Below are 19728 nucleotides of genomic sequence, written 5' to 3'. Positions count from 1 at the left end.
CCCTTTAAATGGTATTCTGACTTGATTCTTCTTTTAATGCTGGGGCATTTTGGCGATTTTTTTGATAAATAAAATACATGCCTTCGAGACTGAGATAGGTATCCACATGATCGATCACGCTGGTGTAAGACACTATTTTGGAAGCCAACCCTCCGGTGGCAATGACCTTGGCCTCGTGGCCCAGCAGATCTTTTAGTTTATTAACCAGGCCTTCTATTAAGAAAACCGATCCCCAAAAAATACCGCTTTGAATGCTTTCCTCGGTTGTTTGCCCAATTAGTTCGTCAGGGAACTGAAAATTGACCCTGGGTAATTTAGCCGCTTTAAGATGCAGAGCTTCGATGGAGGTTTCGATGCCCGGGGAGATGATGCCGCCCTGATAGTCGCCCTGAGCATTAATACAATCAATGGTGGTAGCGGTGCCAAAATCGATGACAATACAGGGCGCGCCATATTTTTTGATGCCTGCCACCGCATTGCACAGGCGATCGGCGCCCACGGCCGCCGGATTTTTGTAAAGTATCTGCATGCCCAGATCTACAGAAGCGTCAATAATCAACGGTTCGTATTTTAAATAGCGTCGGGAAAAATACTGAAATATGTCGGTTAAATCCGGAACAACCGAGGAGATACAAACGCCGTTTATGTCCGTAAAGGTCAACTGCTCCAGCTCGAAAAAGTGGTGGAGCAATACGGCCAGCTCATCTTCTGTACGCGCCAATTCCGAGGCTACTCGCCAGTGGTTGATGAGTTTCCCTCCCTTAAACACGCCGACCACAGTGTGGGTATTTCCAATATCAAATGCCAGCAACATCTTTTTGCTCACTTATTACTTCACCCGTTACCAATGAGTGCAATTGTCCGGATTTGTCTTCGTAAATGAGGTAGCCAGAATCATCAATATCTCGGACAATGGCCTCTGTTTCGCCAAAAGGCGTTTCCAGCAGCACTTTTTGTCCAAACTGGCTACAACGTTCTTTCCATTCATCGATTACATTGCGGTACAGAGTTCGTTCAAAGCGTTCGTAGCCTTTTTCGAAATTTTCCAGCAAACGGCACAAAAAACTTTCCCGATCGATCTCGGCGCCGGTTAATTCCTTCAACGAAACCGCGCTCTCGCGGATTTCAGCGTTTCTCTCTTCCGGCATTTCATTCAGATTGATTCCAATGCCCACCACCAGGGCTACAATTTTTTTGTTGTGCAGAATAGACTCAGAAAGAATGCCGCTCAATTTCCGATTTTGAACCTGCAGATCATTGGGCCATTTGAACTGAATTTTAAGGGGCGGCAGATGGTTCTCCTTTAAATACTGATCAATGGTGTTGGCCAGAATAATGGCCGTGCCCAGGGTAATTTTTTGTACGTAATCAATGTCCAGTTCGGGGCGCAGTAGAATGCTGACCAACAGATTCTTACCGCTGCTGGCGTACCACTGGCGGGTCTTTCTACCCCGTCCGGCCGTTTGATATTCGGCCAGCACTACCGTTCCTTCGGGCGCTCCTTCGCGCGCCAGTTCCAGCAGATAGGAATTGGTAGAATCGATGACCTGGAAGCAGTACAAATTGCGTCCAAGGATCATTGTATTTAATTTGCTTCTAACTCTATCGCAGTTTAACATGTTGTCTGTCCTGTCTGATTTGACCTTTAGGTATTCCTGACCTAAATCAACATCCATCCCTGAAGTGTATGAAAACTAATAAATTTATCGACCAAAATCCAGTTAAAGCAAATTAAAGCCGGTTAGCGATGTGAACAAGAAAAGATTCCGGCACCTCACACAAAAATTCTTCGATATTTGCCTCCTCGGTTGGGCGTGCTGTGGCTCATCTTAAAGGAGAGAAAGCATTTAGTTCCTCCCCGCCTCAATACAGCGAGGAGGAATTCATGCCTTTATTCCAACTAAGAAACCATACATGGAATGGCCTTTTCGCCTCTGGAACATTATCCAGAACGTTCGACTGGCTGGCCAGTTTAAGCGAGCAACTGTTTGGCAATGGTCACCAATTGCATATTGGAAGTGCCTTCGTAGATGGTTCCAATTTTTGAGTCTCTAAAGAGTTTTTCCACCGGGTATTCTTTGGTAAATCCATAACCGCCAAACAGGTCGATGGCTAAGGACGTAATTTTTTGCGCCACCTGGGAAGCAAAGTATTTAGCCATGGCCGCTTCTTTAATAAATTTTTGGCCGGCATCTTTCAGGCGGGCAGCGTTGTAAACCAGCAAACGGGCCGCTTCTAATTCGGTAGCGGCATCAGCAAGTTGAAATTGCACGCCCTGAAACTGGGCGATCGGTTTACCAAATTGTTCCCGTTCCTGAGTGTATTTAAGCGCTGCATCCAGCGCGCCTGAGGCCACGCCTAACATCTGCGCCCCAATGCCAATGCGCCCTTCATTCAAGGTTTCAATGGCCACTTTGTAGCCTTTTCCTACCTCGCCCAGTACATTTTCCTTTGGAACCTTGCAATTTTCCAGAATGAGCTCGCAGGTAGAAGAGGCGCGAATTCCCAGTTTGTCTTCTTTCTTTCCTACGGTAAAGCCTTCAAAATCTCTTTCCACAATAAAGGCCGTAATCCCCTTGTAACCAGCTTCCGGGTTCGCATTGGCAAAGATGATGAAAATTTCGGCTTCCGCAGCATTGGTAATCCACATTTTTTGTCCGGTTAAAGACCAGTGATCGCCCTGATCAATGGCCCGGCATTTCAGCGCAAAGGCATCGCTACCGGAACCGGCTTCAGAAAGTGCGTAGGAGCCCACTTTGGATTCGCAGAGCTGAGGCAGGTATTTTTCTTTAAGGTAATCGCTCCCCCAGCGCATGAAGGCATTGTTCACCAGGGTATTTTGCACATCGACCACAATGGCCGCCGATGGGTCCACATAGCTGAGCGCTTCCACGGCCAGAATAGCCATGAAGAAACTGGAATCTGTCCCGCCGAATTTCTCAGGTACCTCAATGCCCATCAGGCCCATTTCAAAAAGCTCTTTGATAATGGCTGGCTCCATGCGGGCTTTTTCATCCATTTCCCGTGAAAGGGGTTTAATTCGCTCTTCGGCAAAAGATTTTACCGAATCAAAAAGCATCTGTTCGTCTTCGCTCAAAACAGTCAGTGGTTGGTTCAATGAGTTGTTCATAACTCCCCCTTTGTTAATTCAATGACAAAACGCGTAAACTAAACTTCAACATAAATATAACACTTTAAAAGGAAAGTTTCACCCTTTTTTTGGGGAAATTTTATGTCTCGTCTTTTCCCCGTTGCCTGCAGGACCTGGTATTGGTTCGTAGCCGATCATTTTTTCTCTGGCGTTTAACAAACCATTCCCCTATGTGCTGATTAATCCGGACAGAAAATTAAAATCCTGTGTGCAGCCAATCGTTTCAGGACCTCTGGGAAGAAGCGATTTACGTTCTTAATCAGCGCTGTTTAAGAACGTCGTAAGGTCCAAAGGAAATGGCAGAAAAACGTTTTACCATTCTGAAGTTAAAGATTGTACACTCAGGAATGGTAGAATAGAATCAGGTACCCGGGGCATTTGAAGCGATCTGTTTCACCAGCTTCCAATCGAATCGGCCTTCACCGATGTAGCTGTAGGTAACCTGGTCCATAATTTTAGTAATAATGGACAGACCCAGGCCATGATCTCGTAAAAAGTTTTCCTGCTTTTCGAAATCCTTTTCGAGGTCAAGCTGTTCTTCAAAGATGAAAGAGACGGTAAAGGGATCCAGAATTTTAAAGTAAACAAAGCCATCCAGCACTTTGTTCAGGGGGAATTTTTTCCCTAAAAGATAAGGAGGATATGGCGGATAGTGCGACTCGGCTTCAAATCCGGGCCCATTATCAAAGATAGAAATTTCAATGAAATTCATGCCCATCTCAAATTGAAAGCGCACCATTTCATCGATAGCGGAGGTATTGGAGTGTTTAACAATGTTAATAAACACCTCATTAACCACGGCCCTTAAGTTTTGCGCCAGCTTTCTCCGCTGTTCCTTTTCCACCTTAAGGTGATTGGAGATCAGTTCGGAAAAATCTTCTACCATTCCCGTGTATTCGATTTTACACGGCACATGAAAACGAACAATATCAGCCATTTTTTTCTTCCGAATTATTGTAAACATTGGGCAGGGTGATGATAAATTGAATCCACTCCCCTGCTTTTGATTTAACACTAATTTTACCCTGGTGCATTTCTATAATATGTTTCACGGTGTAAAGCCCTAAACCAACATTATGACTACCTTTTAATTTAGAAAATCTTGAGAACTTTTCAAACATTAAAGGGATTTCATTCTCCTGGACGCCTATGCCATAGTTTAAAAAATGGATCTCCAGAACGCCCTCTTTGTTGAAAAATTCAATTTCAATCCGCGTATCGCGCTCACCATATTGAATGGCATTCATGATTAAATTTCTGAACACAACCTGGAGCAGATGCAGGTCGCCATAAAAGACAACCTTTTCTCTGGTTTTCAGAACGATCTTCTGGCCTTTTTCACGCAGGGCTTCTTCATGTTCTTGAATTAAAGGTGCAATAGCGTCATCCGCTAAATCAAATAGTTGCTTATTGAGCGTCAGTTTGCCTTCTTCGATCAAAGACATATTCAATAACGTTTCCACCAGATTAAATAAATTTTTAGTCAGACGATCAATGTTGTCGATCAACGGGGATAAATTATCATACTTGTGGTTTTCAACGCGTTTTTTCAAAATGCGGTTGTAGCCGTAAATAGATGTAAGAGCATTTTTAAATTCATGGGTAACAATGCTCAGCAAATCCTTGTATTTCTTGTTCAACAACTGTAACTCTTTTTGCATTTTGGCATTTTCATTGATGAGCGCCGCCTGAGTACCGAACAAAATAAGCGCTTTGACTTTTTCTCTTACATCGGCATCAAAGTTTTGCAGATTTTCTAATTGGATTTCGGTTGGGGGTAATTCCTCGAGCCGGTCTTCGTATTCCTCAAGAATGCTCAAAAACAGTTCCTGACTATCAGGTATTTTACGAATGAGCTCCAGGCCCTTTTTAAACAATTCGTCATATTCTTTGACATTTAGCTTTATTTTATTAAGAATCTTCGTTTCAAATTCATTAAAGAAGTCATTCTGTTTCATAAGACAACCACCATTCATACAACCGCCAATATGTTCGGCAAATGCCTGGCTTTAATTAGGAAAAAATAAGGCAAGATTAAAGATTAAGAGGCTGGAAGGTATTAATCGGCTTGAAAGATTTTGCCCCACCCCTTAGTCCCCTCCGGTGCAGGGGAGATTCAGGTCTCGCCAGTGGAGAGTTCTCCCCGAAAACCGGTTAAACTGTGTAAAGTTGATCGGCCGGGGTAACGTATCCGCAACCGCTCATCAACCTCAAAGAACACCAGGAATCCACAAAAAGCACAAAGAGAACTTAACCTTTTCAAAGAAAGTAATCTCAGAGTCGGGGAATATCCCACAAAAGCGTGTCGTTTTTCATTATTCAACAGGCAATGATTAGCGTTTTGCAACAGGCTATCTGGTTGGCAGCGACAAGGAAATGGAACTCGATTGGCAATCGTTGCCGACGGAATTCGAACCTTTAAAAAACGCGACCAAACACAATTTAATAAACGGAGGAAAACCATGTCACAACTCAATATAATGCGAAGCTCCCGCTATCCAGAGGAGATGATCCGCCCCATGCGTCAGGAGGTGATCGATGCCGGACTGGTGGAGTGGCGTACCGCGCAGGAAATCGATGAACAACTCAATCGGCCAGGCAGCACCTTTGTCTTTATTAACTCTGTTTGCGGATGCTCCGCAGGCAGCGCCAGGCCCGCCATTCGGTTGGTGATGAACCATGTCAATCTACCCGATCGAGTGGGTACGTGCTTTGCCGGCGTCGATCTGGAGGCTGTAGCAAAAGTGCGTGAAAAGATCACACAATACCCGGCCTCCTCGCCTTCCATGGCCCTGTTTGTGGACGGTCAGCTGGTTTATTTTATGCCCAGACATCAAATTGAGGGACAATCCCCGGAAGCCATAGCGAACACCTTACGCAGCGTTTTTGATTCGTACTGTTCTTAATCGCCAGAACATCGGGCGCGTTCACCGCGCCCGATGTTTTTTTAAACCTGACGCCGACCTTTTTTTCTGGCCTCCTGCGGATCGATCTGTTCAATCCAGCCGTCCCGCGCTCGGGGCCGACTATCCAATTCTCTGGTAAACGGTTTAATGTCCAGCACCGGCGTACCGTCAATCAGATCGAGGTCGTTCACCCAAATTTTATTCCCTTCGATCTTTTCCAGGCGCACCAGGCTTAAACCGATGGGATTGGGTCGGGCAGGAGAACGGGTGGCGAAAATACCTTTTTCACGGTTGTGAAAAAAGGGAACCACCTTTAATTTTTTCTCTTTTTTCAGATGCATGTGCACAATTAAAAAGATGTGTGAAAAATCCTCTAAAAACATCAATCCTTCGACCAGTTCCTCTTTTATCTCCACATAACCTCTAACCCCGTCGGCGTAGATGGGTTGAACCGGTATTTTGGAAGGATCTGTGTGCTGGCTGCGCACAAAACCAATCGGTTCGTAGCAAATTTTTTTGTTTTTACTCATCACTCTTTTCCAGAAACTGACGAATGATCTTAGCCACCTTTTGTAAATTACAACCAATTCCCAGATGTCCGCAAGGATCATCCAGAACGACCTTCTGGCAGCCCAATAAATCAGCAAACTCCAGTGCTTTGAAGGGATTGACCATGTGATCGGTTTTAACGACTATGATTAAAGTTTTGGCTTTTACTCTATTTGCGGCTTTACGCAAATCTCCGCCATAAGGTCTGCTCACATCGTGTTGCAGCATGGCTTTAATCTGGGCCGCAAAATTTTGATTGGTAAAGACTTTGGGTTCCGGTGCAAAAAACGATTGTAGTTGTTCTTTTGCCTTGTTCACACTCCATTGCTCAACGATCCACTGTGGGGTGCGCACATGCAAAGCAATCAGGGTGTTTAATAAGCCGCGGATCGAATCCGCTGGCACGTGGTAGCGCCAGCCTATGTTCAAGATGTTTAAAGCCTGGCGCCATAAAAGAAAATCGTACGACGAAAATTGCGGAGTGCCTACATAAGGAATGGCTTTGTCCATAAACTCCGGATAGCGCACCATCCACTCGAAGGTTTGCATTCCACCCATGGAGCCGCCGATTACGGCATACAGGTGCGATATGTTTAGATGCTCGGTCAACAGCAGGTATTGGGCCCGCACCATATCGGCTATCGAAAAAACCGGAAAGGCATTTCCAGGTTGTTCCTCGCTGTTGGACGGGGACGAAGAAATACCGTTACCCAAAGCATCCACGGCAATGATGTAAAATCCACTGCTATCAATTAAACCCTTTGGACCGATCAATTTAGACAAGTGTTCGCTGCTTCCTCCAAACCAGGTCGGGAACAAAATGGCGTTATCTTTTTGGGCGTTCAACTGTCCAAACGTGCGGTAGCCTATTCTACATTGTTTAATGCTCTGCCCATTTTCCAGGGTAAAATCCCCCAGATAGGCAAAACGCTGTTCCCCGGCCCAGAGCTGAGCCAGAACCAGAAAAGTTACCAGAATACTGATCAAAAATCGTCTTTTCATCTCTCCCCTTTTGTAAAATGGTACTTTGCCTTCGGCCTCATCAAAAATGGCCGATGAAGCCTGTTTTCTTCTTTAAAAAATATTTGCTCTGCATTGCAACAAAATGGATCATTCCGCTTCTATTGCAGGTAAAAATTCGTTTGTCCTACCAGATATTCAATTTGCGCCACCGCCTGAAGCGACTAACCTTTTCTGCTTCTCAATTTCAGATGCTCCACAAACACCTCCTGAAATTGCGGATCGGAAGCCAATTCCACAAAGCGCACCTGATTGCTCAAATGCGTTAGCCGATCGAACAGTTGTTTGTTGAGCGCAATTTCCCTGAGGCCCTCCAGAGAGCCATTGCCGATGAATTGCACCCGATCGATTTTCAGCGCCGGAATAGTCCCCAGGGCCGTCATGCTCAAGGGCCGGATGAAATTGCCAAAAGCGCCGGCAATGACCACCTTATCGATTTCTGCCGGTTCGATCTGCAGGGTTTTACACAGAAGACACCAGGCTGTGCTAATGGCCGCATTGGCCAGCTGGAACTGGCGGATGTCCTTTTGACTTAAATAGATGTCCCGGCTTGCGCCTTCCTGTTTGGACACCAGTAAAATCTTTTGAGCCTGCCGATTTTTCAAAACAATGCGCCTGTTCCAGAACTCATCGGGATGCTGGAGCGCAATCTGTCCCTCTTCGGATATGACGCGTTTTTGTTTTAGATAATGAATGATATGGAACAGTCCACTGCCGCAAATTCCCTGCGGCGCAACCTGGTCGATGGTCTGCCAGCGCATGGTCTGGCCATCTCGATGCAGATCGATCAGCGCCCCGGCAACGGCCCGCATGCCTTGTTCAATGTTAGCGCCTTCCAGCGCCGGTCCGGCTGGCGCCGATGTGGCAACCATCTGCCGGCCATGTTTTAAAACCACCTCGCAATTGGTACCAATATCAATCAACAGTACCTTTTGCCGCTGCGCGTCGTTTGCCAGGCCGGCGGTGATCATATCCGCCACTACGTCCCCGCCGACAAACCCACCAATAAGCGGCAGGCTGAGGGCCACGGGAATGGTAAATCGCCCCGGGTAGAGTTTAGCATTAAATTGCCTTACCATTGCGGAAACGACCGGTTTAAAAGGAAACAGGCCTACAAATTTGGGTGAAATGCCCCAGAAAAGATGGCTCATGATGGTATTGCCCGCCACCAGCAGCAGATAGATATTGGAAGGCAGAAGTTGATGTTGCAGGCACAGTTGCTCGATCAGTTCTGTTAATTTTTGCTGGACTGCATTTTTTAGCTTTTCGCTATGCTGTGCAGAGCCCGAAGCAAACTGGATGCGTGAAATCAGATCGGCGCCGTGCGCAGCCTGAGGATTGGGCAGGACCGCATAATCAATGGTTTGACCGGTTGATAGATCGAGCAACAACACACTGATGGTGGTCGTTCCCAGGTCGATGACCAGCCCATAATTTTGGGTTCTGGTATCGCCGGGTTCCAGGTCTAAAATCTGGGCGTTAAAAATCGTTACAGTGAGTCGGCCATCCTGCTCTCTGAGCGCTGCAGAGATTTTTTTAAACAGATTGGCATCATGGATGAAAAGATCCGCCTGTACCGAATGCCGCAGTTTCTCCAGGATTAGATCGGTCTCGCTGCGCGCCTGTTCAATCTCTTTTACCGGTACATGAATCAGCACTTTTTGAACCAGGGGCTTAAACCGGATTTCTTGGTGCTTTAACCGGTTTTTTGGAAGTCGGGTTTTGAGACGTAAGGCCTGGGGAATGAGGATTTCGCAGTCAGCAGTAGCCTTTTGTAAACATGCCAGCCGAATGCCGTCTTGCAGTTCCTGGCGGCTGAGCAGCACCTCTTCCTGTAGATTTGGCGGCGGTGCGCCCTTGATGAACTGGATTTTACACTTGCCACAGGTACCAGCGCCACCACAGGGTAATTGTAAATCCAGGCCGGCGCTTATGAACGATTCAGTCAAAGAGCTGTTTTGCGGGATGAGCAGTTCTACACTTTCCGGCAGAATTTTAATGGAAACTATTTTAGAGGAAGTTGACATTACTTACAGATTTTCAATTCATTTTCTGTCTTTTAGCATGTTGGCTTCGATTCAAGACTTTTCGGACGCGCTGAACCAACTCGTTTAATTTAAAAGGTTTTTGAATAAATTCCACACTATTTAATTCCGCTTCTCTTAGAATTTCGTTATCCGAATATCCGGAGATAAAGATGAATTTGACATCCGGGTTTCTCTTTAAAATCTGTAAATGAAATTCGACGCCGTTCACTCTGGGCATCACAATATCAGAAACAATTAAATCGATTTGATCGGCGCTCAGGGCAAAAATCTCCTGCGCCTCCTGCCCGTCCATGGCTTCCAGCACACGATAACCATAATTGTAAAGGGTTTCAACAATCACCTGTCTGACTGTGGGGTCGTCTTCTACAACTAAAATGGTTTCATCTCCTTTGAGTTCTTCCATTAATAAAACATCATCATCTTCTGTTTCTTCAATAATTGCTGTGCTGGTAGAAGCTTTGGGAAAGTAGATGGAAAACGTTGTGCCCTGCCCCACCTGACTGCGAACCGTGATGTGTCCTTTGGCCTGCTTGACGATACCATAGACCGTGGCCAATCCCAGGCCTGTGCCCACGCCTTTTTCCTTGGTTGTAAAAAAGGGTTCAAAGATGTGCTTCAAAATATGTTCGTCCATCCCCATGCCGGTATCTCCGATGGTCAGCAGCGCATATTCGCCTTCCCGTACTTCTGGATTCCTGGCGCAATATTGCGCGTCGAGCACCACATTTTTGGTTTCAATAAAGAGCTTTCCGCCGCGTGGCATGGCGTCTTTGGCATTCACGGCCATGTTCAGGATAATTTGTTCAATTTTGCTGGCATCGAATTGGATAGGAAAAAGGTCTGCCGAAAGTCGCGTAATGACTTCGATGTGTTCTCCAATAATGCGTTGAATCATGGAGATCATCCCGCTAATCAAAGCATTCAAATCGATCACCTGGGTTTGAAAAACCTGGCGCCTGCTGAATGAGAGGAGTTGAGAGGTCAGATTGGAAGCGCGCTCGCCGGCCTGTCTGATTTGACCGATGTATTTGAACAGAGGATCATCGGCTTTCATGCGCCGCGTTAACATATCGGCGTAGCCATTGATGACCGTCAGGATATTGTTGAAATCATGAGCGATGCCGCCGGCCAGCATACCTATGGCTTCCATCTTTTGCGAATGCAAAAACTGTTCCTCCAGTTCTTTTTGTTGCGAAATGTCAATTTGCAGACCCCACATCCATTGTAATTTCCCATCTTCTACGTAACCAAAATAGGAATTCGTAAAATATTTTTGTTCCTCTTCATTGATCTTTTCCACGTTCTCATGCAAATCCATGCGGAAATTATTCTGCACAAAACGCGACAGAGTTTTGATGCTGGCTTCATGGTCAACGCTAAAGGCTGCCGGCGCTTGCCCGATGATATCGCTGGCCTTCTGTTTATGGTACATTTGCACTAAAGTATCATTGACTTCTACGAATCTTCCTTCATAAAGAATCTTGCGGGCAATCTCCTCGACAGGCAGGTCCACCGGAATCGGCTGAGGAAATTCCAGTTGCCAGATGCCCACCAGGGAATTTTTAATAAAATTCTGATACTGCAGATTTTTTTCTAAAAGCGCGCGTTGCGTTTTTTTGATCTCGGTTAAATCGGTGACGATTAACTGAACAATCTTTTTGCCTTCCAGACGTAATAATTCGGCACGGCCCTCGGCTTCCAGAATTTTCCCATCGCTTCGGGCAATACAGCAATAAAAGCGGGTTTTTTGACCTTGTTGGGCCTGGATCATAATCTGGCTAAAGGAAGCAGCCTGTTTTTTAGACGAAACGATCGTTTCAATTTTCGTACAGAATTGATCAAAAGCCTTACCAATCATTTTCTTCCTGGTAAGATTTAACAGCCTGATTGCGCTTTTATTGCAGTCGATTATCTGTTTATCTTCCAAAAGGAAAACCGCATCGCTGGCATTTTCAAACAGAGCTTTGTATCGGGTTGTGGATTTAAGAAGTTCCTTTTCGAAATATTTTCTTTCGCTAATATCTCTTGTTAGCGAAAGAATAACGGGTTGTGAAGCCAGAGTAAAGGTATGGGCATTAATCTCAACGTCAATGATTTTACCCTCCTTGGTTTCATTGACGGTTTCGATCTTTAAATGCCCTTTTTCAAGCAATGTCTGGAACAGGCCCTGGATGCGATCTTTTTCAAAGTCCGGTTTTAAATCCAGAAAACTCTTTTGCCGGAGCTCTTCCAGTGAATAGCCGGTCAATGCGCAGGCGGCCCGATTGGCTTCGATACAGGTACCAGGCGTAAGATCCGGGTTTATTCTCCAGAGCATAATGGCATCCCGAGCCTTATTAAAAATTTCATAGAACAGATAGGGATGATCTTCGGGCAGGATATTCGCTTTTGGTGGCTGGGACTCCTGGTGTGCAGCAGAAAAGGCATAGACATTGGCAGGCCGCTCCTGCAGTTGATCCTGATTGCCCAAACGATTATTAGACGTAAATTGATTTTGCAGGGCATTAATTTTTTTACAGGCCTTATTTAAGGAAAGAATCAGATCGGGAATTTGATTTTTGAACGTTTTAAGATAGCGTTTGTGGGAACCATTGCTGATGATGTCCTTACCCTGATAAATGGTTTTTATTTTTTCGGTCTGCAAGCGAACCCAGGCCACAAAGTTTGTTTCAAAATCCCGTTCCACCAGGAATTCGCTATTATCCATTTTCAGGTGCACCAGCCCGGTAAATGTTTTTACCGAATTGTCCGCAATTCTGAATTTCTTTTTTTGTTCTTCCGAAAAACCAAATAAAATACCAAAAACCGCCTTGTAAAAAAATAACGGAAAATGATTAAACGGGATTTGATGAGGGGAAAATTGGAATGTTTCAAAATCGAATCTGGCAGAGGGCGCTGTTCCTTTAAATCCGGTCATTTCTACAGACTTAATTTCCATATCCGCCCGTCCCTGGATTTAAAAGATTTATGATTAAATAAACTTTCATACGGCAATGTTAAAACGTTCCTTCGTTTCAATATTAATAAAGTTGCTGTATTTTAACTTCCTCGTCATTTTTTGTGTAAATATAAGCATTTCTTTAACTAATATCTAATTAAACTTTTTGCGACCATAAGGGATTCATCGGCCGCCAGCGCCTATTTTACTGCGCGTAGACGCAGGATTCAGGCCTGCTAACTGTCATTAGGGGCAGGTTTATTGCCTGCGGGTGTAGCAAACGATTTTGGTTCTTCCGGAATTTGAGTACATGAGTTGCAAAAAAATAGGTAGGTCAGGGCGATAATTTTTTTGCCGCCAGCGGGATATGAATATCCTGTGACTACACGCCTTGAATGGGCAGTTATTTCTGGAAATCGGGGGAGCCTGCGCTTTAATCATTTCGACCGAGGCTCAGAGCGAATGCGACGTTCAGAGAGGAAAAAATTTCTCATCCCGCTAAGGCGGGATTTGAAATGACAGTCCCGTACAGGCCCTCACCAGGTATCATTTCAATTGATGTTCCATTTGTGTCGGGAAAATGCTGCGCAATCTTTTAAATCATTCGAAGCCCCGTTTCTCGGGATTCATTGGAATAACGCTAAAATTCACAATTTACGGAACCTACAAATATTTTTGCCTCTGTTTTGATTTTCAATTATTTTGCATATTCGTAAAATTCTTAGCAGAAGGTTCGTCTATGGAGATCAAAACAAAGGAATTTTTCTATCTGCCCAATGTGCTTAGTCTGCTGCGTCTCATCTTAATCATCCCTATTGCCCTGTTAATGCCTTATCAAAAGCCATCGATCCAGACGCTGGTCTTTGTTCTGGCCTTAATTGCAGCCTGTACCGATTTTTTAGATGGTTACTTTAGCCGCAAATTGAATCAAGTAACGGATTTAGGGAAAATACTGGACCCACTGGCCGATAAAATTGGTTTAGGTCTTGGTCTTATTTTACTGGTCCTGTACCGCAGCTTTCCACTCCCTTTAGCTATTTATTTAATTTATCGCGATGTCATGATCGTTATTGTTGGCTGGATTACCGCCCAAAGGACAGGGCATCCTACACCGGCCAATTTTTGGGGCAAGCTCAATACCACGGTGATTGCCTTTACGGGACTCTTGTATTTATCGGGCTGGTTGCCCGCTGTGGCGAAAATCGGTATTGTGCTGAGCTACGGAACTATTTTTATCTCCGGTGTCTCTTACGCTATCTTAGGACAAAATTTACTGTTTAAAAAAGGGTGGCAGAAAATCCTTTACTGGTTCATTTTACTATTGTTGACAACTATAGTAATCGTTTTAACACTTAACTTTAAATTTGTTTAAAATGGATGGTCAATCCCCATTAATCATTGCGCATCGTGGCGCCCAAAGACTGGCGCCCGAAAACACCATCAAGGCCTGTGAACTGGCCCTGGAAAACGGGGCCTCGGCGCTGGAGGTAGATATTCGCATGTGCGGTACAGGCGAAATCGTTTTATTTCACGATTTCCTGCTCTGGAGGCATTTCCGGGTTCTGAAGACCATTCGCAAAACGCCGCTCAATGAACTGCTGCAACTGGAATTTAATCATCGCCCCTATCAGTACGACGACAGAATCTGCACCCTTTCTCAATTTTTAGATCACTTTAAGAATACTGTGCCCATCAATCTGGATGTAAAAAATTTTCTGTCTGACAATTCCAATTTGATCCGTGCTATTGTTTCAGAAATCAAAAAATTCAAAGTCGAAAATCAGGTCTGGTTGTCTTCTTTTAGTCCCAATTTTTTGCGCGTCGTTAAAAAAGAGTTTCCGGAAATACGCACCGGTTATCTCTTCCGCAACTTTTCCATTGTCCATCGCTATATTGATAAAATCATCAAAGCCGATGCCTGGCATCCCCATTACCATTTGATCAATGCCCATTTTCTGGAAATTTCGCAACGTCTCAGAAAGGAAGTTTACGTGTGGACGATTAAAAAGGAACCGGTTTTAAAACAGATGCTCGATCACGGTTTTAACGGGATTATTACCGATATTTTAATCAAATGACCGATTTCAAACCTTTTGAACAATTGTAGCGTTAGATTCTAATTCAGGTCTAAAAGATGAAAAAAGCATGACCCCAAGAAACTTAAACTACGTCAAACAGTTACAGATCAGTTTTGTGCTGGTTTTGCTCCTGATCGTCCTCTTATTCTGGATGTTTCCACAATTTAAACGTTTGCCCAGAACTTTGCCGGCCATGAAAATTCAAAACATAAAGGTGGTACAAATACCAAGAACGGTACAAAAACGAAGAGCGGCGCCCCCGCCCGCTAAACCGGTCATTCCGGTAGCCGGCGAAGAGATCGACATACTTGAAGAGATTCCCATTGAAGCGGCCGATCAGGTCACCGTGCAAAGCCCCTTTAATGGTGATCTCCCTTTAACGGAAGACGCCCTGCCCTACATGCCGCGCCAGATCGTGGAAGCCCTGCCCAGGGTGGACGATTTAAAAATAAAAGGCCGGGTTGTAATGAAACTGCTGATTGACAAAAACGGCAACGTCAAACAATCCAGAGTGCTCTTAAATTCAACCGGCAATCCCCTGGTCGTACAACGCGTTCTGGAAGCTATTCATAAATCGCGCTGGGAAGTGATCCAGTTGAATGAGAATCGGGTGGAGTACTGGATTACCAAAGTGTACCAGTTTAAATAGCTTTCCTGCAAATCGACTTTTCCACGCTCTAAAGCTATTTTCAGAAAGAAAATTTCCAAGTCAGCGCAGCCGTAACCAGTAAAAAACCGCAAAGGGCGCCCGTCCTACGGCCGGTTGGAATGAAGCGGAAAACTCGATCCTCGGGGACAGGCAGAGAAGGTTTGCCCTCCCCCCCTCGGTCCCCCTCTCCCAGAATCAAAGTCTGGGAGAGGGGGAAGGCTTACCACCTGTGTTGAAGATTTTCTTTCATGGCCCCATTCACGATCAATGGGAATTCCGAATGTCAGCCCAATGCTCATTCAACCATTCAACAAATCAACAATTCAACAGTTTCACTCCACCACACGGCACAAAAATTTTCGCAGGCTATTTCATTACATCTTCTGAAGGAAGCATTCTAAACAGAGCCCTTAGTCTCCACTGATCAGGTCGCCCAGGACGCCAAAGCCCCCAAGGCCCTTTCGCTCTCCTTTTTGCTGGAAACGGGCCGCAGCGTAAATGCGATCGGCCAGCCTGGAAAAAGGAAGGCTTTGCAAATACACTTTGCCCGGGCCTCTGAGCACGGCTAAGAATAAGCCTTCGCCCCCAAACAGGGCGTTTTTGAATCCTCCGACAAATTGAATATCATAATCCACTGTTGGGGCCAGGGCTACCAGACAACCGGTATCTACGCGCAAGCGCTCTCCGACAGATAGATTTTTTTCAATCACCGTTCCACCGGCATGGACGAAGGCCATGCCATCGCCGCGTAATTCCTGCAAAATAAAACCTTCGCCGCCGAACAACCCGGCCCCCAAACGTTTGGTAAAAGCCACTTCAATTTCGATGCCGGCAGCCGCACACAAAAAGGCATCTTTCTGGCAAAGAATGCTTCCGCCAAATTGCCTCAAATCGACAGGAATGATTTTACCGGGATAGGGCGCCGCGAAACTGACGTGTCCCTTGCCCGCCCCCCGATGCAAGAAGGTGGTAATGAAAAAACTCTCGCCGGTAATCATGCGTTTAAAGCCCTTGAACAGGCCGCCTCCTGTACCGGTTTGCATCTCAATGCCATCTTCCATAAACAACATGGCGCCGGCTTCGGCACGCACCCCTTCTCCGGGGTCCAATTCGATCTCTACGATCTGCATATCGTCGCCTACAATACGATAGTCGATCACATCCGCCATTTTTATCTCCTTTTTTATTAATTGACGTGTAAGGCAAGAAGCCTTGTTTTTCCGATTCCCCCAAAAATCATTAGGCCGAACTCATTGGAACTGTGAAAGTTCCTGGCCGCAAAAATCAGGGAATCGAAAGGCCCAATCCTTTTTGATAGAACGCTCTCAGGTAATCTAAAATTTTTGGCAATCAAATCAAAATCATTTCTAAAATTTTGTCTTTTTTGATTCCAGCGGTTAAATTGCCATTGTGAATCAATAAGATGGATTTTTAATGGCCAAAAAAAACAAGCCGTATTATGTGTGTAGCGCCTGCGGTTACCGTTCCGAAGGCTGGTTGGGGCGCTGTCCGCAATGCAATAGCTGGAACACCATGGAAGAATTTTTTCCGGCAACCACTAAAAAAGCCGGTTCTGGAACTGCGCAGGCCGAATTGCTGCCCTTAATGGATACCGAGATGGAGCCGGAACACAGGCTTTCCACAGGCATAAGTGAGCTGGATCATGTACTGGGCGGCGGCAACGTGTTGGGTTCGGTCACACTGGTCGGCGGCGATCCGGGCATTGGTAAATCAACGTTACTGTTACAGATGTTAGACACTTACCAGAGTCGCAAGAAAAAGGTGTTCATCTCCGGTGAAGAATCCCTGCACCAGATTCAGAACCGCGCTCATCGTCTTAAAATCAGCGGGCGCAATGTGTTCTTTTCTAACGTTACAAACATTGAGCAGATTGAACAGACCTTACGAAAAGAATTACCGGCTGTGGCCGTCATCGATTCCATCCAGACCATGCTCAGCGAAAATATCGATGGACTGCCCGGCAATATCAGCCAGTTGCGCTACACCACCGCCAGTCTGGTACGCCTGGCCAAGGAATTGAATATTGCTCTGTTCATTATTGGCCATGTGACTAAAGATGGCGGATTGGCCGGGCCCAAGGTGCTGGAACATCTGGTAGACACGGTGCTTTACTTTGAGGGCGATAATAAAGCCGATTTCCGCATTCTGCGCAGTGTCAAGAATCGCTACGGTCCGGTCAACGAAATCGCCCTGTTCCGCATGGAGAGTCACGGGCTGATTCCGGTGGACAACCCTTCCGAACTGTTTTTAAATCTGGATGTGGAAGACCGCATGGGCACAGCCGTGGTGGCCATCATGGAAGGCAATCGCCCGGTTTTGATTGAAGTACAGGCCCTGGTCAGTAAAACGCAATTCGGCGTACCGCAACGCACCGCCGTAGGCATCGATCACCGCAGGATGAATTTACTGCTGGCCGTGCTGGAAAAGAAGTGCGGTAAACCCTTCAGCTTTTACGATGTGTTTATCAAGACAGCCGGCGGCATCCGCTTGACCGATCCGGCCGCGGATCTGGGCATTTGCATGGCGCTGGTTTCTTCCATGGAAGAGGCTCCGCTCCCTCGCGAAGCCGTTTACATCGGCGAAGTAGGCCTCAATGCCGAATTACGTCCGGTTAATCAAATCGTGGAACGCATTCGTGAGGCTGATAAATTGGGGTTCAAGCGCGTGGTAGCTCCCGCTTCCAAACAGAAAATTCATTTAAATCTGAACTGCCGGATTGAAAAACTTCGCAAATTGCAGGATTTAATAAAATAGATGTTTGTTAAAAATTTAGCGGAGGCCTAAAAATTTATTGCAGGTTACTATTAAATTCGTTGCGGCCGTTGCGGTTATTCTAAACCGCTAAGAGCGCTACGATTCAACTCGTTGCGGTTAAATATAAAATTTAAAAGAAAGAATGTTAATTTATGCAATCAAGGAGCGTCTAATATGACAGAAAATGAAATTTCCAGTTTAATATTAGATGCAGCTTTTAATGTACACCAAGCCTTAGGTCCTGGCTTATTGAAAAGTGCCTATGAAAAATGTTTATTTATAGGTTTTTTTACTGAAAAACAAAAGCCATTACCCTTATTACCAAACCGCGATAAAAATTAACCAAAACTGAGATAATTTACTAATATTTTTTCAAATTTACTTGATAGGTTTTGATGTTTTTTTGAGTTGTTTTTTTACCTTTTTGAGATCGCTAACTATCTCCCGAAGATGCAACTTTCTTTCCCTGGTTAACCCTACTTCGTCGATAAATTTTTCTAATTTTTGAATAGCGCTTTGAATTTTATCTTGCATGGTTAAACCTCCACTGGTGTTACATAATTTTGATAATCCGATTTTTCAATGAAAAAGTTGAGAACGATTTCTATTTCTTCAATTCCGGTTTTATTGAGCATTAAATCATGATTAACGCTAAAGGAATGAGTACCCAAATTAATGACTTTACCGTCATCGAATTGCAAACGGAAATAACAGGAAGTTTGATTTAAAAAGGTATCGTCTTTTTCTAACAGAATGGTCCGGCACTCAACCTGATAACCCAATATTTCTGGATTTCCGTCTTCATTCATTTCGGTAACGGGCTTTAATTTGTAGTCCTTTTCATCCGATCTTAATTCACCGATATCGGTGTAATTGGCCCCATCTGTAGAATATTGTAAAATTGCCTTCATTACAACTTAAGCCTTTCCTGGTTGTATGAACCAACCTCTACAATGGCCTTTGTTTCGTATTTCGGGATCTTTGCAGATACCTCGTCGATTTTAATCGGCCGCTCCGAAATATTCAGCGAAGCTTGCTCAACTCGCACTAACCGTAAATTCACCTCCTGGAGCTGCTTAACAACCGCCCCAAAATCGACATAGCGCACGCGATCGGTATTGACGGCCTCTAAAAGTGTTAAATGCTTTTCGGTCATTTTATTATTAACGATGAATTCGCGGTTACTAATTCGGATCAGGTTCCTATCGTCCGTGCCTGAGCCTTCCCCCTCAAACAATCCGCCTTCGGCAAATGCAGGCGGTTTTTGCGATTTAATTAAGGCTATTTTTGCCGCTCCTAAGGCTGTTATAATACCTGATAAAATCGGACCTGCAACCGGACCGGCTTCGGCCCATGCTTTCATCACCGCTTGCGCGGTATTTATAATTGTTTCGCTTATGGCCATAGCCTGCTGAATAGCAAATCCTTTTTTGGCAGCTTCGGCCATCCTGCGTTCTTTTTCTTTCTCCAACTGCGCTTCTTTTTGATCGTATTGTTTGTTGATTAAATCTTTAGCCCTCTGTGTTTTAGCGTGTTCTAATCGCTTTTGGCGTTCGGTTTCCAGAGCCTGTTTTCGTCTTTCGAATTCATCCTCAATTTGTTTGCGCGCTTCGG

Annotated in this window: 18 protein-coding genes and 1 pseudogene; 6 read left to right on the top strand and 13 right to left on the bottom strand. The window is 45.1% G+C overall.

What is annotated here, in order from left to right; genetic code table 11:
• Positions 1 to 4: 4 nt before the first annotated feature.
• The 5 genes from ACWB0I_RS14455 to ACWB0I_RS14435 form a co-directional block, all read right to left on the bottom strand.
• Positions 5 to 826 carry a type III pantothenate kinase gene (locus ACWB0I_RS14455; RefSeq protein WP_479388778.1) on the bottom strand — a complete coding sequence of 274 codons (822 nt, stop codon included), beginning with the start codon at positions 824 to 826 and terminating at the stop codon, positions 5 to 7.
• A complete protein-coding gene (locus ACWB0I_RS14450) occupies positions 798 to 1580 on the bottom strand; it encodes a biotin--[acetyl-CoA-carboxylase] ligase (protein WP_479388777.1) in 783 nt (260 codons plus the stop codon). The genes ACWB0I_RS14455 and ACWB0I_RS14450 overlap by 29 nt, the downstream gene beginning before the upstream one ends.
• 392 nt (positions 1581 to 1972) lie before the next feature.
• Positions 1973 to 3130 (bottom strand): acyl-CoA dehydrogenase, encoded by a 1158-nt coding sequence (locus ACWB0I_RS14445; RefSeq protein WP_479388776.1) that lies wholly within the window; start codon positions 3128 to 3130, stop codon positions 1973 to 1975.
• Positions 3131 to 3512: 382 nt separating this feature from the next.
• Positions 3513 to 4088, bottom strand: coding sequence for an ATP-binding protein (locus ACWB0I_RS14440; RefSeq protein ID WP_479388775.1), 576 nt, complete (start codon positions 4086 to 4088; stop codon positions 3513 to 3515).
• The gene (locus tag ACWB0I_RS14435; protein ID WP_479388774.1) at positions 4081 to 5109 is read right to left on the bottom strand and encodes a sensor histidine kinase; all 1029 of its coding nucleotides are present in this window, start codon (positions 5107 to 5109) and stop codon (positions 4081 to 4083) included. Before ACWB0I_RS14435 ends, ACWB0I_RS14440 begins: the two co-directional genes overlap by 8 nt.
• A gap of 504 nt (positions 5110 to 5613) precedes the next feature.
• Between ACWB0I_RS14435 and ACWB0I_RS14430 the strand changes: the two genes are divergently transcribed.
• Positions 5614 to 6057, top strand: a complete 444-nt coding sequence (locus ACWB0I_RS14430) for a BrxA/BrxB family bacilliredoxin (RefSeq protein WP_479388773.1) — start codon at positions 5614 to 5616, stop codon at positions 6055 to 6057.
• A 41-nt stretch (positions 6058 to 6098) separates the two neighbouring features.
• Here the strand turns inward: ACWB0I_RS14430 and tsaA are convergent, their stop codons facing one another.
• The 4 genes from tsaA to ACWB0I_RS14410 all read right to left on the bottom strand — a co-directional run bounded on the left by tsaA (position 6099) and on the right by ACWB0I_RS14410 (position 12612).
• On the bottom strand, positions 6099 to 6587 hold the full coding sequence (gene tsaA, locus ACWB0I_RS14425; RefSeq protein WP_479388772.1) for a tRNA (N6-threonylcarbamoyladenosine(37)-N6)-methyltransferase TrmO: 489 nt from the start codon (positions 6585 to 6587) through the stop codon (positions 6099 to 6101).
• Entirely contained in the window at positions 6580 to 7608 is a 1029-nt protein-coding gene (locus tag ACWB0I_RS14420) for an alpha/beta fold hydrolase (protein ID WP_479388771.1), read from the bottom strand. The genes tsaA and ACWB0I_RS14420 overlap by 8 nt, the downstream gene beginning before the upstream one ends.
• A 182-nt stretch (positions 7609 to 7790) precedes the next feature.
• Entirely contained in the window at positions 7791 to 9653 is a 1863-nt protein-coding gene (locus tag ACWB0I_RS14415) for an ASKHA domain-containing protein (RefSeq protein WP_479388770.1), read from the bottom strand.
• Positions 9654 to 9666: 13 nt separating this feature from the next.
• Positions 9667 to 12612 carry a hybrid sensor histidine kinase/response regulator gene (locus ACWB0I_RS14410; protein ID WP_479388769.1) on the bottom strand — a complete coding sequence of 982 codons (2946 nt, stop codon included), beginning with the start codon at positions 12610 to 12612 and terminating at the stop codon, positions 9667 to 9669.
• Between the two features lie 739 nt (positions 12613 to 13351).
• On the opposite strand from ACWB0I_RS14410, the gene ACWB0I_RS14405 reads away from it, so the two are divergent.
• The 3 genes from ACWB0I_RS14405 to ACWB0I_RS14395 all read left to right on the top strand — a co-directional run bounded on the left by ACWB0I_RS14405 (position 13352) and on the right by ACWB0I_RS14395 (position 15339).
• Positions 13352 to 13984 (top strand): CDP-alcohol phosphatidyltransferase family protein, encoded by a 633-nt coding sequence (locus ACWB0I_RS14405; RefSeq protein WP_479388768.1) that lies wholly within the window; start codon positions 13352 to 13354, stop codon positions 13982 to 13984.
• Between the two features lies 1 nt (position 13985).
• Positions 13986 to 14690: a glycerophosphodiester phosphodiesterase gene (locus ACWB0I_RS14400; RefSeq protein ID WP_479388767.1), complete on the top strand. Its 705-nt coding sequence runs from the start codon at positions 13986 to 13988 to the stop codon at positions 14688 to 14690.
• A 67-nt stretch (positions 14691 to 14757) separates the two neighbouring features.
• Complete coding sequence (locus ACWB0I_RS14395; RefSeq protein ID WP_479388766.1) at positions 14758 to 15339, top strand: energy transducer TonB; 582 nt, start codon at positions 14758 to 14760, stop codon at positions 15337 to 15339.
• Positions 15340 to 15749: 410 nt separating this feature from the next.
• Here ACWB0I_RS14395 and ACWB0I_RS14390 read toward each other — a convergent pair whose 3' ends face one another.
• Entirely contained in the window at positions 15750 to 16508 is a 759-nt protein-coding gene (locus ACWB0I_RS14390; RefSeq protein WP_479388765.1) for a TIGR00266 family protein, read from the bottom strand.
• Positions 16509 to 16773: 265 nt separating this feature from the next.
• On the opposite strand from ACWB0I_RS14390, the gene radA reads away from it, so the two are divergent.
• Positions 16774 to 18114 (top strand): DNA repair protein RadA, encoded by a 1341-nt coding sequence (radA, locus tag ACWB0I_RS14385; RefSeq protein WP_479388764.1) that lies wholly within the window; start codon positions 16774 to 16776, stop codon positions 18112 to 18114.
• A gap of 174 nt (positions 18115 to 18288) precedes the next feature.
• Positions 18289 to 18456, top strand: coding sequence for a GxxExxY protein (locus ACWB0I_RS14380; RefSeq protein WP_479388763.1), 168 nt, complete (start codon positions 18289 to 18291; stop codon positions 18454 to 18456).
• Positions 18457 to 18492: 36 nt separating this feature from the next.
• On the opposite strand, the gene ACWB0I_RS14375 is transcribed toward ACWB0I_RS14380, so the two are convergent.
• The 3 genes and pseudogenes from ACWB0I_RS14375 to ACWB0I_RS14365 form a co-directional block, all read right to left on the bottom strand.
• The gene (locus tag ACWB0I_RS14375; RefSeq protein ID WP_479388762.1) at positions 18493 to 18648 is read right to left on the bottom strand and encodes a hypothetical protein; all 156 of its coding nucleotides are present in this window, start codon (positions 18646 to 18648) and stop codon (positions 18493 to 18495) included.
• A 2-nt stretch (positions 18649 to 18650) separates the two neighbouring features.
• Complete coding sequence (locus ACWB0I_RS14370; protein ID WP_479388761.1) at positions 18651 to 19025, bottom strand: hypothetical protein; 375 nt, start codon at positions 19023 to 19025, stop codon at positions 18651 to 18653.
• Positions 19025 to 19728 (bottom strand): annotated as a pseudogene (locus ACWB0I_RS14365) (hypothetical protein); the annotation flags it as partial. The pseudogene ACWB0I_RS14365 and the gene ACWB0I_RS14370, both read right to left, overlap by 1 nt.

It is taken from the genome of Caldithrix sp. (assembly GCF_056497305.1).
The sequence above is the reverse complement of the archived record's forward strand: the minus strand, read 5'-3'. Positions and strand labels throughout refer to the sequence as shown.